This is a genomic window from Patiriisocius marinistellae (assembly GCF_009014635.1).
GTDB lineage: Bacteria > Bacteroidota > Bacteroidia > Flavobacteriales > Flavobacteriaceae > Patiriisocius > Patiriisocius marinistellae.
This window is the reverse complement of the sequence record NZ_BKCF01000003.1, coordinates 209,245-225,879: the sequence shown is the minus strand read 5'-3', so window position 1 is coordinate 225,879 and position 16,635 is coordinate 209,245. Positions and strand designations below refer to the sequence as shown.

Below are 16,635 nucleotides of genomic sequence, written 5' to 3'. Positions count from 1 at the left end.
TTTTATTAAAAGCCATTTTATTATTTAAGGGTTACTGTTTTTGGGTACTCCATAAAGTAAGATTCAAAACGTTTTAATTTAGGGTGCATTTTCTCTGAATAAATAACATATTGACATTTTTTCATACTCTGTGCTATTGACATCATTGCTTTGTAAGCAGATTGTTGTGTCAAAAATTCGGCATCATCAATGCTAAAGATTTTTAAATGCGAAATATGAACGCCATTTAGTAAAAATAGCTTATTCATTGATTTTGGCGTAGAGATTAGGATATCTGTACCCATAAAAATTTCAGATTTTTGAACATCAATGTGCAGTTCTTCATAGCCTACATAAACACGTAAAGTAGTATGTTTTGTAAATTTTAAAAAGGCATCATACAACTCTAGTGCTTTTGCTTTATTTTCTACAAGAACTACAGCTCTTGGTGCATCACCAACAGCTTCGCACTTTAACTTTTGTATTGTGGTAAGAATAAGTGATGTTGTTTTTCCGCTATCTTTTGGAGCCATACAATACACATTAGCACCGCTTTTTATTAATGGTATACTTTTTTTCTGAAATGCGGTAGGTGTTGTAATTTCTTGAATCTCAAGTTTCTCTTGTAAATGAGGATGTAATTTTTTGAAAGGCATAGTGATTTCAGAAGTAAAATTTAAAAAATAACTTAAATAGAAATGACAAAGATACTATCTCAAAATAGAATAATCGTAATAAACCTAGGCTATCAATCCTATAGGTGCTTTTATAAATCATTGTACTAAAACAATGTTAAGTTATTGATATGTAGTGTTTTGGTTGGTTTTGTGATTTTAACTTAAAAATATGAACTATATGGGGGATTCACCCCTTTTTTTGAAGTTAAATAACTGTATTGCAGCATTTTAAAGGTTTTTTTTATTAATTTTATTGCACTAACTAACCTTTTAAATTCTGTATTATGAGTAATTCAATTATCCACTACACAATGGACAGCCTTGCTGTTGCTAATCCCGACGGACAAAAAAAAGCGACCGTAAAAAACTGTGAACTTGTCGATGTAAGTCCTAAAATATTTGGGAAATTTACAAAAGCATTAAAATTTAAAAATAAGGCATCCATTCAAGTTTCGGTGCCCAAGAGTGCCTATAATTCAAAGAAGTTTTCTGGACGTATATGTTTTAAAACTCCCAGTACTATTAACAGTAGACAAAATTTACTTGAAATTAATTCTTTGCCAATAGCAATTTATTTGACTCCAGGAAAATCTGCAACTAGCATGAACTTACATGTAAGTTTACATAACTCCAGAACAGGGTGGAGTGGAGGAGTTGTAAGATTTAATAGAGAGCTAAGAGCTAGTACATGGTATAAAATTGAATTTGCGTATGATCATGATACTTTAGCAATTTTTATCAATGGTACTCTTGTAAGTACTACGGCATTTTATAACGGAAAATTAAAATTAGGTGCAGGTGGAAAAATATATATAGGCTCTTGGGTTAATGGCTTACGCTTTCCGTTTAAAGGAGAGATGGCCGAAGTACTATTTCAAAATGATATTCCTACCGCTTTAGAACAAAAACTAGATAGCTCTAGGAGTAGTGCTGCTTGGCATATTTCTTACAAATATAATGAGATAAGACCTAATTTAAATTTTGGTAAAAGAGTAAAGAGATTATCAAACACTGCAGAATATTCCTTACAGCATTACGAGTTTGGTGCTATTATGCACTCAACCCTTGGTACTTATGAAATTCATGGAAGTATATATAGCCGTTATAAAAATTTTTCGGCAACTATCCAGCGTTCATTAGGGGCATTACAAACAGATGAGGTTGATGGAAAACGCCGCGGGTGTAAAAAAAGTTTATTCCGTACAGGTGGAATTTACTGGTCAAGCACAACAGGTGCAGTTTTAGTAAAGAACAATATTTATTTACATTATGAGAATCTTGATGAAAGTGGTCACCATATAGGATTACCTAAATTTACTGAGAGAAATGCCCCCAATGGAAAATACCAGCAATTTCAAAATGGTAGAATTTATTATAAAAATGGGAGCGAAGCAGCAAAAGAAGTTCATGGCTCAATCTTAAAGAAGTATATGGATCTCGGCGGTGTAGCAAAAATGGGATATCCGGTAAGTGATGAAATGGATGTAAAAAATGGAACTCGAGTTATTGGTAAGAAAAATGATTTTGAAAATTGTACAATTTACTGGAGTCCTTCTAGAGGAGCATTTGAAATTCATGGCGACATTCGTGTTAATTATGAAAAAATAGGAGGTCCTTTAGGTCAATTAGGGTTCCCAACTTCAGACGAACTAGATATTCCAGGTATTGCTAAAAATGCTAAATACAATACATTTCAGAATGGAACAATAGCTTGGTTTAGTGGAGAAAAATCATACATCTGTTATCCTTTTGAAATTTTTATTGATCGTATAAAAGTTAGAGATGCTGACAATGATGTGTTTTGGAAAGATGATAGTGATATTTATGTACGTGTTGAAGTATTTGAAAATAACCACAGAGTAACGACTAAAAAATTACCTAACAATGGTACCTATTCTAATACAACAGAAGCAAACTTGAAGTATACAGTACCTAAGCGTTTTATACCTAACAATGTAAACGATGATTTTAAACTTTCTTTAAGAGGATGGGATAGTGATGGTGGTAGGCCTTTTGGCGGAGGTGATGATGATTTAGGAACATATAACAAAGTATTAAATATACAAAATGCTTGGGGTTTACGAGATAATGGAGGTATTTATAATCGTGCACCTGGTTCTCGTTCTATGAAATTGGATTGGTCAGTTAGACCAAAAATAAATCAAGGCAATATGTCTGACCGAGATTATTATTTTTGGGGAGTTCGTAATTGGGGAAATACAAATAGCATTCCTTGGAGTGTATATGCAGATGCGTTTAAAGATGTAAGTAATGATCCTAACTTTTTTGATCATATAAGTCTAAGATCACTATATTATGAGCTTTTTGCAAAAGATGCTCCTAAAGGGGGTAATTGTTTTGGGATGAGCCTTGAAGGTGTTTATGCCAATAAATGTTTAAGTAGATTTGGAAAACCCCTTAGCAGATTTACAAAAAACCAAATTAAGAGAGAGATGAATGTTAAACATCTTTATCAACTTGGTGCAGCACCCATTTGGTGGTTTGTAGGACAATTTATAAGTGGTAATACACATGATCCAAAAGATGTTTTTAATGAAACTCTTAATTGTTCTCGCCGTGGTGATAACCCCGTAATTTGTATTTCACAAGACTATTGGTTTACTCAAAAGCCGCATTGTATTTACCCACATAAATGGAAAAAATCTGGAAATAATTGGGAAATTATTTGTTTTGATCCTAATGTAACATCTAAGGAAACCATTTTAAAAGTTAATGCGTCTTCAAATACATATAGTTACAAAGGATCCTCAAATTATTCTGGAGGACAATGGTCTGGAGGTCGTTTACATTACATGCCTTGGAGAATATTAAATAGTGCTCCAAGAACGCCCAATTGGGAAATGTTTGCACTATTAATTCTAGGCTCAGTCATTGTTTTTGGAGATGATGCAGAAACAGAATCATTAGTAGATATAAACGGTAATAATCTTGATGGAACAAAAGTTAAGCGTACAGATAGCCGTGCAGATCGTAACAAAATGTTTATTCAATATCCAGGGTTAGATGCTCCACAACCATTCAATATGTTATTGCAAAAAGGACAAGCATTAAACAATAATTTTAAACATAAAATAAAAGGTAAAAAGAATACAGATTTTAAATATGCAATATCAAACCTTAATCAAGAAGTGATGATTAATAGTGCATTGAGTAGAAATGAGCTTGAAACGTATGATTTTGAAAAATTAGGCAGAATAGATAATGAAGTCTCGGTTTTAAATACTAAAAATAAACTATATGATATTGCATATTCGCACAAAATTTCGGGAACTAATGATATTTTTAGATTAAAAGTTGATAAAATTCCAACGGCAAAAAATAGCGATTTAAAATTTAATGTTAAACCTAATTTTGAGGGTGTTGATATTATTTCGAGTGGTGGAAGTTCCACTGGTAGAATTACTGCGGAAATTTTAAACAACAAAAATAAAGTAATAAATAGAAAACAATTTAGCGTACCTCTAGAAGCAGGGTTAAGAATTAGAGCAACAAGTATTCTTAACAATAACGAATTAATTGTTGGAAAAATCAATAACCTAAAAGGAGTTTTAAGAAACCCCATTCGTATTAAAACAAATTAATTATAACAACCAAAAAGTTAAAAAGCTTCAGGTTAATTCTGAAGCTTTTTTTATTGTGTAATATTTCCGAAGAAAAATAAATACTTAAAAAAACCATTTTGAGTATATAAAATGAGCTGTACTAACACTAGATTAACTAGTATATTTGCAAAAAAATAAGATTAGTAATGAGCAAGGAAAAATTTATGCTAGAAGCTGTAAATGCAGCTTTAAGAGGGATGCAAAATAATGAAGGTGGACCCTTTGGTTGTGTTATTGTTAAGGATGGAAAAATTATAGGAAAAGGAAACAATAAGGTTACATCAACTAACGACCCAACAGCGCACGCCGAAGTTACTGCGATTAGAGATGCGTGTAAAAATCTTGATTCATTTCAATTAGATGGCTGTATAATTTATACCTCTTGCGAACCTTGCCCCATGTGCTTAGGTGCTATTTATTGGGCAAGACCAGATAAGGTTTATTATGGAAGTAGTCAAGCAGATGCTGCAAACATAGGCTTTGATGATGCTTTTATTTACGAAGAAATTCCTTTACCTTATAATAAAAGAAGTATTCCATTTGAACAATTATCGCCCGAAATTGCTATAAAACCATTTCAAGAATGGACAAAGAAAATAGACAAAACGGAGTATTAATTTTTTGTTGAAAATTAATTAAAGTAAATTTTCTCTATCTATTTAATTAGAGTTATACTATAAATCTATATAGTATATTTGAAAATTCCATAATTATAGCATCTTTTTATTTGAAAAACCTATCAATTAAAAATCATACAATAAGTGAACTTATTGAAATCCTTGGAGACTCTGACCAAGGTGATGGATTACATATTCATATTTCTCATAGTAGATTTGAAAAAATTCCAATTACTTATCCTTTTCGAACCGATAGCTTTTGCCTATTTCTCATAGTTTCAGGAAGCTTGACATTACAGCTCAATTTAATTAAACATACCCTTGTAAAAAACGAAGCCATTATTGCAAAGCCACAGGTTGTAGCTCATATTCTTGAAATGAACCCTAAATTAAGTATTATTTCTGTGAGTTTTACAGTTGATTTTATTCTAAGTAACGGTTTTAAAAAAGAGGACCACGATGCTTTTGAATTTTTTACTGGTAATAATATTCCAAAATTAAAATTATCTAATGAAGAAATGGATTCGGCTGTTTCTTTGGCAAAAATATTAGGACGAAATCAGCGGTTTTCTTTAGAAAAATTACCCTTTAAACAAGAACTAGTGCAATCTTCGTTTAAATTATTATTGTATCATTACGCTTCAATTTATAAGCGAGAATTTCCAGATTTAGAAGCTAGTTTGTCACGTCAAGAAGATTTAATGCTTCGTTTTTTAGACCTTTTAAATGAGAATTTAAAAAATGAAAGAACCGTTAAGTTTTATGCTGATGTACTTTGTGTAACTTCAGGTTATCTATCAAAAGTGTTAAAAGAAATTTCAGGAAAAACAGCAAATCAATTAATAAATGAAGCTGTGATTTTAGAGGCAAAAATTTTACTCAATACTCCTGTTTTAAGTATTTCTGAAATTGCAGAAGAATTACAATTCAGTGATCAATCTTTCTTTGGCAAATTTTTCAAAAAGCACACCGGTTTTTCTCCTACTACTTTTAGAAAAACACACTAAGCTATTTTCAAGCTATTTTTGACCTATTTAATTATATGCACGTACATTACATGTGCCTTTGATACAGCGATGTGTGTCTTTTGTGTTTTTCTATATTGAATTAAAATACCTGTTTTAGACCAATTTAATCATTTTATAGACCTTTTCTAATACTTCAATTAGGAGCAATTTTGCAGTGTAAAATAATAAAATCAAAAATTACACTAATAAGATTATCTATGAAACATTTAATAAATGTAACAATACTTATTTTTCTATTGGTAAGTTGTTCCAGCGAAAAAAAAGAAAAAAAAGCAATAGAACAAATTCAAAAAGCTACTGTATTAGAGATTAAAACCACCCCTGAAAATGAAATGCTAAATTATAGCGGAACAATAGAAGCAGATAATATTGTTTCTATTGGTTTTGCAGTTCAAGGGCGTGTATCTCACGTTACTGTAGAAGAAGGCCAACGTGTTAAAAAAGGACAATTATTAGCATCTATTGATGCCACTACGTATCAAAACGCCTTTTACATTGCTGAAGCAAGTTTAGAGCAAGACAATGATAATTTTAATCGATTAAATGGTTTATATAAAAAAGGAAGTTTACCAGAACGCGATTTTATTACAGCAAAAGTAGCTGTTGCTCAAGCAAAAGCTAATAAAAGTATGGCGGGTAAAAACTTGAATGACACTAAATTATATGCACCTTTTACAGGAATAATTACAGCTAAAATAACTGAAGTTGGTGCAACTGCTGCACCAAGTGTTCCAGCATTTACAATAATGAAAACTGATAAAGTATATGCAAAAGCATCGATAACAGAATCTGAAATTTCTAAATTAAAAATTGGTACAGAAGCATCTGTATCCATTGCTTCACTAAACAAAACTTTTAAAGGAAAAATAGACATTCTAAATCCGAGTGCAGATGCACTTACCAGAACCTTTAATGTAAAGGTTCGCTTAGACAACAAGGATAATGAGCTATTACCAGGTATGATTAGTAGCATTCAGATTAACACAGGAAACCCTGTGGAAGTAATCTCTATTCCTTCAGTTTCTGTACTCAGAGATGCCAACGATATTCTTTATGTATTTGTAGCAGATAATGGTAAAGCAATTAAAAGACGTGTTACCGTTGGTAGTTTTAAAAACAATAACATTATTATCACTTCTGGATTAGAGGTAGGCGATAACGTGTTAATCGAAGGACAAAAAAATATAAAAGAAGGACAAAAAATTGCCTTATAATCATAACTGAAAAGAAACTTTATAAATGAAAAAAGTGAAAATAAATTTCATAGAGGCTTCTATGAAATATCATCAGGTAACGATTGTTCTTACCGTAATTCTCATGATTTTAGGAATCTACTCGTTAGCAACAATGGCTCGTAGTGAAGATCCTCAAATTACAGTGCGTAAAGGATTAGTTATTGCTGCTTTTCCTGGTGCTGATGAATTACAAGTAGAAAGACAATTAACAGACCCATTAGAGCAATATTTGTTTGGTTTTGAAGAAATTAGAAAGGCAAAAACATTTTCTGATACTTCTGAAGGACAAGTGGTTATTACAGTAGAATTAAATGAAAATGTAGTAAATACAGATGAGTTCTGGTCTACACTACAACGTGGATTAATGACCACATTTCCACAAAGTTTTGCTACACCAAAGGGAATGGTTGGACCAATAGTAAATAGCGATTTTGGAGATGTTGTTTCGCAAATGATTACTGTTTCGGCTCCAAATAGAAATTATGCTGAGCTTGAAACCTACTTAGATAAGTTAGAAGATGGATTGAAAACGATTCCGGAAACATCCAAAATTAAAAGGTATGGCGGACAAAAAGAACAAATTTATGTGACTGTAAAAGATGAAAAATTAAGACAATATGGTTTTGATTTTTCAAGTATTGCGCAAGTCATCCAAATGCAAAATAATACAGATTACGCAGGTGGAATTACCTTAGAAAATTCAGAAGTATCTGTTTTTGCTAAAAATCAATATAAAAATGTTACCGATTTAGGCAATCAAATTGTGTACAGCACACCAGAAGGAAAGATTGTACGCTTAAAAGATGTAGCAAATATTGAACGTCGTTATGAAGAAACAACAAGTTTTATAAAAGTTGGTGACGATAAAGTAACCATGATTGCAATAGAAATGCAACCAGGAAACAATATTGTACAATTTGGAGAAAAAGTAGAAGTTGCTTTACATAAGATAGAGCAAGAATTACCAAGTGATGTACACGTACAAACTATTGTAAACCAGCCAGAAGTAGTACAAGAAAGTATTAGCCATTTTATGCTAGAATTTGCTATCGCTATTTTAGCTGTAATTATGGTAGTTATTATTTTACTCCCATTCCGTTTTGCAATAGTATCTGCTGTTGCTGCTCCTGTGTCTATTTTTATCACGTTTGGAGTCCTAAATATGATGGGAATTGAAATACATCAAGTAACGCTAGCTGCCTTAATTATTGTACTTGGTATGGTGGTAGATGACGCCATTGTGGTCGTAGATAATTACGTTGAAAAATTAGATGAAGGCGAAGATCCTTGGACTGCTGGTTGGCAAAGTGCAACACAGTTAATGGTGCCTGTTTTTACAGCTACTATGGCTATTATTTGCTCTTTTTTACCATTAGCATTTTTCTTAAACGGAATCTCAAAAGAATTTATTCAAGCATTACCAGTTGCGGTTGCAGTAGCTTTATTTGCGTCTTTACTAGTAGCACTTTTATTAACACCTTATTTGTGTTATGTCTTTATTAAAAAAGGATTAAAGAAAGATTCAGAAAAAGAGGAAAAGAAAAAAAATAGCATGCTAGATCGTTTACAAAATGTATTCAATAGTATGTTAGATCGTTGTTTTAAAAGTCCAAACTTAACAATGCTAATTGGTCTTCTTTCCATTTTCTTAGGTTTTGGAGTCGCTTCACAATTAGAGCAAGAGTTATTTCCGATAGCCGAAAGAAATCAATTTAATATAGAAGTTTGGTTACCAAATGGTGGAAGTTTAGAGCAAACCGAAGAAGTTGTAAAACGAGTAGAGGCAGCAATTGAAGGAGAAGATAGAGTAGTAGGTGTAGCCAGTTTTGTAGGTACAAGTTCTCCTCGTTTTCATTCTACGTATGCACCAGAATTTCCGCGTAAAAACTTTGCTCAAATTTTTATTACCACAACAGGTAAAGATGCAACAACAGAATTGGCTGAGGAATATCTAGATAAGTTCAAAAACTTTGTGCCAGATGGTTATATAAGAATTCGTCAATTATCTTTAAATGAAGCTCCTGCACCAATAGAAGTGAGAATTGCTGGAGAAGATATGAATGTGCAAAAAGAAGTTGCTGTACAAGTTGAAGATATTCTTAGAAATGCCGAAGGCACAAACTGGATTAGAACGACATACCAAGATGATTATTTAGGAGCTACAGTTGCTTTAAAAGATGATGTTGCAAACAGATTAGGTGTGACGAATACCAACGTGTCGCAAACTTTAGGCGCAGGATTAAAAGGGTTTCCTGTAAGCACGATTTATGAAGGTGATAAGCCTATTGACATATTGCTTCGTTATGATGAAAATGATAGAAAAAACTTAGATGAATTAGGAAGTTTAAACATTTCTACTGCATTAGGAACGAAAGTACCTTTAAGAGAAGTCGCAACTATTTCTCCAGAATGGCATACAGGTGTTATAGCACATAGAAATGGATTACGTACACTTACCGTAAGATCGGAAGCACAAATGGGAATAAAAGCTGCAACCATTCAAGCAGAAATTATGCCTCAAATTGAAGATTTAAATCTGCCAGATGGCATTAGTATTAACTATGGTGGAGAATATGAAAGCATTAATGAAACTGGTCCTGGAATGGGAGCATCTATGGGAATTAGTATCATGCTTATCTTTTTAGTGCTATTATTTCAATTTAAAAACTTCTTAAAAGTATTAATCGTTTTAGCAACGTTTCCATTGAGTTTATTAGGTGCCTTTTTAGGATTATACCTTACAGGAAATCCTTTCGGTTTTACAGCCTTTATGGGAATTATAAGTTTGATTGGTATTGTAGTTAGAAACGGAATTATACTGGTTGATTATGCCGATGAATTGATTCTAGAACATGGCTACAATAAACTTGAAGCAGCAAAGGCAGCAGGAAAAAGACGTATGCGTCCTATTTTCTTAACCTCATGTGCAGCAGCTATCGGAGTAGTACCAATGATTGCTGGAAAATCGCCACTTTGGGCACCTTTAGGTAGTGTTTTAGCTGTTGGTTTATTGGTTTCTATGGTAATGACCTTATTTATTGTGCCTATTCTGTATTACAAATTCGTGAAAATTGAGGCACCTAAAGAAGTACATATGCATGCAAATGCTCAAACTTTTGAACCTATTCTTTATAAACCAAAGAAAAGCAGAACGACTAGAAAATTAGACATCTTAAAACATAAATTGAAAAAACGATTTAATTAACAAAAATTATAGGCTACTGCTTCCATGCTTAATTGCAATTACTCCCCATAATATGAAGCAGTAGTGCTATAATTCAAATTATTATTTACATAATGAAATTTTATAAAAAAATATTTTTTTTAACCCTCATAATGGCATTCTCATATCATAGTATGCATGCTCAAGAGCTAATTTTAACTTTAGAGCAAGCAAAAGTCTTAGCAAATGATAACAACAAAAACACTAAAAGAGCAATGCGAAATATTGAAGCTGCAAAAGCAGCACAAGCATCTGTTTATGCGTCTGATAAACCTTTTGTAGATGCTAGCGCTATGGGAATTCATGTTGGCGACCCTTTGAATGTATTATTGCCAGAAAATCAAGCAACAGCTTCTGTGGGTGTTACACAAATTATTTATGCAGGTGGAAAAATAAATACAGCAAAAAAAATAAGTAATACCGCTGTTGAATTATATACATCTCAAAGAGAATTAACACAGTCTGAAGTATTATTAGACGTTGAAACCACCTATTGGCAAATTATTAATGTAAACGCTAAAGTAGATTTGGCCAATAAATATAAGGAGCTTCTAGCAGCTTTATTAAGGGATTTAAGTAATTCATTTGACGCAGGACTTATTTATAAAAATGATATACTTCAAGTGCAAGTACAATTAAATCAAGCAGAATTAGATTTAATTACAGCTAAAGATAATTTATCAATTTTAAAGCTAAAATTGGCTCAATTAATAGGTCTCGAAAATTCAAATTTTGAAGTTAGTGATTTCTTAGATAACAGTTTGATGCTTTCTCAAAAAGTAAATGTAGATGAAGCAGTAGCAAAACGACCAGAAGTTAAAATACTTAATAACGCAGTCGAAATTGAAAAGCTACAATCTAAAGTTTTAGATGCTGACAGAAAACCAACGGTTTCTTTTAATGTTAATGGGCTTTATGCTACTGGAAAACAAATTGATTTTACAGATACTAGTAACGATTTTGCCTCTTATTATGGTGTCCTAAGTGTTAATATTCCTGTATTTGATTGGGGAGGCAGAAAGCAAAAAGTAAAAGAGCAACAGTTTAAAACTGAAGCAAAACAGCTAGAATTAGAAGACACGCAAGAATTGATTCTTATTCAAATTGAAAACGCCTATTTAGAATTGCAACAAGCCATCAAAAGAGTTGAAATCACTGAAGAATCCTTAGAACAAGCCGATGAAAATTTAAGATTGCATCAAGACCGTTTTGACGCTGGCACAGTAATAGGAAAAGATGTTTTGGAAGCCCAAGTACTATGGCAAAAAGCATATTCTGAAGTGATTGATGCTAAAGCCATGAGTCAAATAAGTCAGGCAAATTACAATAAAGTCACGGGAACATTAAACTAAATTTTGTAAATCATGGAAGCCTTAAAAAGGAATATTATATTGCAGAAATCAGTGGATTTATTTTTTTGTAATGGCATTCAACACATTACTATGGATGACATTGCAGAAAAATGCGGAATTTCGAAAAAAACCATATATAGGCATTTTCAAAATAAGGACGACCTGTTGTATGAGGCCATTAAACTGGAAGCATTTGAAGTAAAAAAAAATATTGATAGAATACGATTGAAGAATGATAATGCATTAGAAGAATTACAAAAGTTTTTTAAATATATTAACAATGTGGCGCGCGTCATATCACCGAGTTTTGGTAGAGATTTGAAAAAATATCATAATTCAAATCTCTTCAAGGCAATAACATTTAAGGATAAAATTATCATCCCATTTGTGATAGGAAATTTAGAAAAAGGCAAGCGCGAAGGATTATACAAAGAAGATATAGACGCTGTAGAAATTTGCAAATCATACGATGAACTCTCAAATGCGGTATATTTCAATTATTATTTTACTGATTCGAGTATTAACTCCAAGTCACTTGAATTTTTGAGCACCTTGTTTTTATATGGTTTAGTTTCTAAAATTGGTTGGGAACATTTACATAAACCATGATTTAATATTTCAGTAATTGAACAAAACAATTTGACTTCTGATTCCAACATTGGCACAGCTCCTTTAAATATTATAATCGATAAAATTTCACACATGAAAATTCATCAACTAGCGTTTCCACTTTTAATAGTTACCATATTATTAGGTTCATCCAGTTTTGCGCAATCTATAAATAGAAAGCAACTAAAAGATTCCGTGAAAAGGTTGCCTTACTTTTCCATTCATAAAGACAATTTTTTTATAACTGGCGTGCCGACAAATTCTGAAATTAATAGTGCCACGTCAAATGCAAAATATCAAATAAGTTTTAAGCAGATTATTACAAGGAATAGACTGCCATGGGACAGCTATTTGTTTCTCACCTATACACAAAAAGCATTCTGGGATATTTATGAAGATTCTTTTCCGTTTAGGGATATTAATTTTAACCCTTCTGTCGCTATGGGTAAACCTTTTTTCGACACTAATGATGTTTTAAAAGGATTTGCTACCATTGCCTTAGAGCATGAATCGAATGGGAGAGATAGTATCTTCTCTCGAAGCTGGAATCGAGTTACAGCAAGCTATAGCACTAAAATTTTTAAAAATACCACTGCCAATTTCGAAGCTTGGTTACCATTTGGTTACAAGAACGACAATCCCGACCTTTTGGAATATATAGGACTTACCGAATTAAACATAGAACACGAGATGATTAGAGACAAGCTGTATTTTAATATTATGCTTCGAAAGGGACTGAATCTTGATGGAAAAGGTACAGTTCGTTCAAGAATATACTATAATCCTTTTAAGAATAATCGTTCTAACCAGTTTATAATGTTAGAGTGGTATTTAGGACAGGCCGAAGGATTACTCGACTATCAAAAGTCCCGCAGTATGATAAGGATTGGATATGTGATTAAGACCAATGAGTTTGATTTTTTTAGGTAGATTTGTTAATTATGGTTATACATTTAATGCTCTTGAAAAAGATTGATAGTTAAATATTAAAACCAATGGCGATGGTTTGCGGCCTTAGAAAACTTTGGTTTAAACAATAGGGGAGAGAGCGTTAAACGTTTTAGAGAGCTAGACTAAATAATTTAGATAAAGACCAAAATTTCAGACTAGTCCTACATAAATCTTTAGGAAACAAATCCACTAAAGAATATAAGCCTAGGTTTGAAGAAGAATTTAAATTCTTCTTCAAACCTGACCTTAATAATAATTATTTATCGAATTTTAATGTGTCCTAAAAAGGGGAAGCCTACAATTGAGTTAAATTTTAATAAAAATTTCCTTTTTAAAATTCACATTGGCTATTTTTATAAAAACACCAATCTATGACCATTAGCTCACGAAGTTCACCTATAAAATTCACAGCATTTATAGTAGGAATGTTTTTCCTGATATATGGACTAATAGAAGCTAAGGTGTTTTTGGCACCCATTTGTGTAGCTGTCATTTTAACCTTGTTGTTAATTCCGTTAGATAATATTTTTGCTAAATGGATTAAAAAGAGGACCATTACCTCTTTATTAAGTACGCTGGTGTTGTTTTCTGTTTCTGTAGGTTTCTTTGTTCTGGTAACCGCCCAAATTAATAATGTGGTGGATGAATGGGACACTATAAAGGAAACTATGACCCCAAAAGTGGAGCAACTTGCTACATTTTTAACCGAAAAAACACCCATTACCGAAGAAAAAGTAAATGGCTTGAAAGCTAAATTTAAAACTTCAAAATTAGTAGGGCAGGAAGGAAACAGGGAAAAAGCCTTCGCAGTTGTGTCACAACTATTCAGTTTTTTTGGCACCTTTTTATTAGTGTTCATTTATGTATTTTTTCTTTTGAGATTTCGTGAAAAATTTAAAATTTTCTTCATCAGTTTATTTTCAGAAAACAATACTTCAGAAATTAAAAAAACACTGCAGGAAATTACAGAAGTAGCTCAGGGATATCTGGTAGGAAAATTTAAATTAATAGGCCTTCTTGCCATCATCTATTCACTAGGGCTTGGAGTGAGTGGAGTCAATAATTTTATACTCATTGCATTTCTAGCAGCTATTTTAACGTTGATTCCTTACTTAGGAAATGTTATTGGCTTTTGTCTTGCTCTTATTTTTGGCTATCTCACTCAAGGCGAAATCGGGGTGCTCATTGGTATAGGTCTTACTTTTACTATAACTCAGTTTATAGAGAGTTATATTCTACAGCCTTACGTTGTAGGGGACGAAGTAGATCTCAATCCGTTTTTCATTATTCTCTCGGTAATCCTTGGTAATTTAATATGGGGAATTATTGGTATGCTGGTTGCAATCCCTGTATTAGCCATACTAAACGTTATTTTCCTTCATATTTCGGCATTAAAACCCGTAGGAAAGCTCTTAAGGAAAAATCAGGGTTAAATGTTATCTGGTAAAGCGATATCCAATTTTGTTAAAATTCACTTATCACTTTCATAAATCTGCCTAAATATGCTACCAGTTCTGTGCAATAAAGGATAACTTTATGGAAAAGAAAAATTAAAACTATGAAATTAAAAGACAAAGTAATCATCGTAACCGGAGCATCAAGTGGAATAGGGGAGGCAGCAGCAAAAAAACTGGCTTCTAACGGAGCAAAACTTGTTTTGATGGCGCGTAGTGAGGATAAGCTAAAAGACCTGAAAGAAGCTATTGAAAAAGAGGGTGGTGAAGCAATGGTAGCTACAGGAGATGTTACTAAAAGTAAGGATTTTGAAGCTGCAGTAAAATCTGCTGTAAAAGAATACGGTAAAGTAAATGCACTAATAAACAATGCAGGATTAATGCCCCTTTCTTACATCGAAAAATTAAAAACCGACGAGTGGGAACAAATGGTCGACGTGAACATCAAAGGAGTTCTAAATGGAGTTGCCGCAGTGTTACCAGAAATGAAAAAAGAAAAAGGAGGTCATATTATTAATATATCATCGATGGCAGCACATCGTTATTTTCCTGGAGGAGCAGTTTATTGCGCCACTAAAAGTGCAGTAAAAATGTTTTCTGAAGGTTTAAGACAAGAGCTGGCACCTAAATATGGTATTAATGTAACATCTATCGAGCCAGGAGCTGTAGCAACTAATTTAACAGATACGATTACAGACGAGGATATTAAGGAACAAATGCAGGGAATGTTGGAGATGGAAACGCTGGAATCTGACGATATTGCAGATGCTATTTTTTATGCACTCACGCAACCAGCACGAGTAAACATCAACGATGTGTATATAGTACCTAGCGAACAGAAATAAGAAAAATATACAGAAAGTAAAGCCGCCTTTTACGAGGCGGTTTTTTTTATGATTATCATAACTTAACGCTCAAATATTCCAGCGTTGACCGCTGCAAGTCTATTATCCAAACGATGTTTTATGGCTATAATAAAAACGTATAACTTAACAAACATCAACTCATTTATATTAAACATAAGTCGTAAAATAACAGAAAAACTTCTATTCGTTATCTTAGTCAAATAATCATAAATGTACTATAATGTTCTGCGTTATGTCACTTTGCTTTGAGACGAAGCACGCAATACTGCGGTATCTTCTTCAAAAAAGTTTTTCTTACCTAAGGTTTTTTAAAAAAATGTGAATGGAACACTCTTTACGGCGGTGGCTGGAGTAAGGCAAGACCAAGCTAAAAACAATGATTTCATCTCTTTAAAAATGAAATTGCAACAAGGTTTAGATAGCGGTGTCAGCACTTAAACCTTACCTGAGATTATGAAATAAGCTGAAGCCAGAATGAAACAAGATGTGCGATTATATATTCTCTAACAAAGCTGAGTTTGATTTAACTGTGATGTATGAATTCGGCATATCAAAGTTTGGACTTGACAGGATCAAAAATACTTCTTTGCAATGAACGAGACTTTTGAGCTACTCTCAAAGAAAAATGATTTAGGACGAGATGCATCGGAATATATAAATGATTTAAAAAATTCAGTTTCAAAACACACACAATATTTTATTTGATTACTTCGTGTGTCATTTTGATTATTAGCGTACTAAGTCAGCTAATGGATTATGAATTCAATTTGTCTTTAGATTGATTTTGTTATAACTTATTGCAATTTTACATAATGTCATATTATGAAATAATATGTTTCATAATGTTCTGCGTTATGTAACTTGAGCTTTGCTTAAAAGCGAATGTTATTACTACAGTTTCTTAAAAAAATTTATTCTAAATAGTTTCTTCTGCGATGTTAATGGAACACTTTTTACACGACGACGTAGGAGGGAAGTGGAATGTGTGTGGAATGGTATTCATGCAAAAAAATAAAAATAT

General features: G+C 32.5%; 11 protein-coding genes. 10 read left to right on the top strand and 1 reads right to left on the bottom strand.

The window, feature by feature from the left end; all coding sequences use genetic code 11:
• Window positions 1–20 precede the first annotated feature (20 nt).
• The gene (locus tag GB234_RS09705; RefSeq protein ID WP_151894361.1) at window positions 21–635 is read right to left on the bottom strand and encodes a DEAD/DEAH box helicase; all 615 of its coding nucleotides are present in this window, start codon (window positions 633–635) and stop codon (window positions 21–23) included.
• A 305-nt stretch (window positions 636–940) separates the two neighbouring features.
• Between GB234_RS09705 and GB234_RS09700 the strand changes: the two genes are divergently transcribed.
• From GB234_RS09700 to GB234_RS09655, 10 genes are all read left to right on the top strand, one after another.
• A complete protein-coding gene (locus tag GB234_RS09700) occupies window positions 941–4,258 on the top strand; it encodes a LamG-like jellyroll fold domain-containing protein (protein WP_151894360.1) in 3,318 nt (1,105 codons plus the stop codon).
• A 167-nt stretch (window positions 4,259–4,425) separates the two neighbouring features.
• Window positions 4,426–4,896, top strand: a complete 471-nt coding sequence (locus tag GB234_RS09695; RefSeq protein ID WP_151894359.1) for a nucleoside deaminase — start codon at window positions 4,426–4,428, stop codon at window positions 4,894–4,896.
• Between the two features lie 110 nt (window positions 4,897–5,006).
• Window positions 5,007–5,903 carry a helix-turn-helix domain-containing protein gene (locus GB234_RS09690; RefSeq protein WP_151894358.1) on the top strand — a complete coding sequence of 299 codons (897 nt, stop codon included), beginning with the start codon at window positions 5,007–5,009 and terminating at the stop codon, window positions 5,901–5,903.
• 218 nt (window positions 5,904–6,121) lie between these two features.
• Window positions 6,122–7,138: an efflux RND transporter periplasmic adaptor subunit gene (locus tag GB234_RS09685; RefSeq protein ID WP_151894357.1), complete on the top strand. Its 1,017-nt coding sequence runs from the start codon at window positions 6,122–6,124 to the stop codon at window positions 7,136–7,138.
• A 25-nt stretch (window positions 7,139–7,163) separates the two neighbouring features.
• Entirely contained in the window at window positions 7,164–10,364 is a 3,201-nt protein-coding gene (locus tag GB234_RS09680; RefSeq protein WP_235906105.1) for an efflux RND transporter permease subunit, read from the top strand.
• Window positions 10,365–10,495: 131 nt separating this feature from the next.
• Complete coding sequence (locus tag GB234_RS09675; protein WP_172966871.1) at window positions 10,496–11,734, top strand: TolC family protein; 1,239 nt, start codon at window positions 10,496–10,498, stop codon at window positions 11,732–11,734.
• A 12-nt stretch (window positions 11,735–11,746) separates the two neighbouring features.
• Window positions 11,747–12,343, top strand: coding sequence for a TetR/AcrR family transcriptional regulator (locus tag GB234_RS09670; RefSeq protein ID WP_151894355.1), 597 nt, complete (start codon window positions 11,747–11,749; stop codon window positions 12,341–12,343).
• A gap of 93 nt (window positions 12,344–12,436) precedes the next feature.
• Window positions 12,437–13,273, top strand: coding sequence for a phospholipase A (locus tag GB234_RS09665; RefSeq protein WP_151894354.1), 837 nt, complete (start codon window positions 12,437–12,439; stop codon window positions 13,271–13,273).
• Between the two features lie 392 nt (window positions 13,274–13,665).
• A complete protein-coding gene (locus GB234_RS09660; protein WP_151894353.1) occupies window positions 13,666–14,727 on the top strand; it encodes an AI-2E family transporter in 1,062 nt (353 codons plus the stop codon).
• A 125-nt stretch (window positions 14,728–14,852) separates the two neighbouring features.
• Window positions 14,853–15,593, top strand: coding sequence for an SDR family oxidoreductase (locus GB234_RS09655; protein ID WP_151894352.1), 741 nt, complete (start codon window positions 14,853–14,855; stop codon window positions 15,591–15,593).
• Window positions 15,594–16,635 lie beyond the last annotated feature (1,042 nt).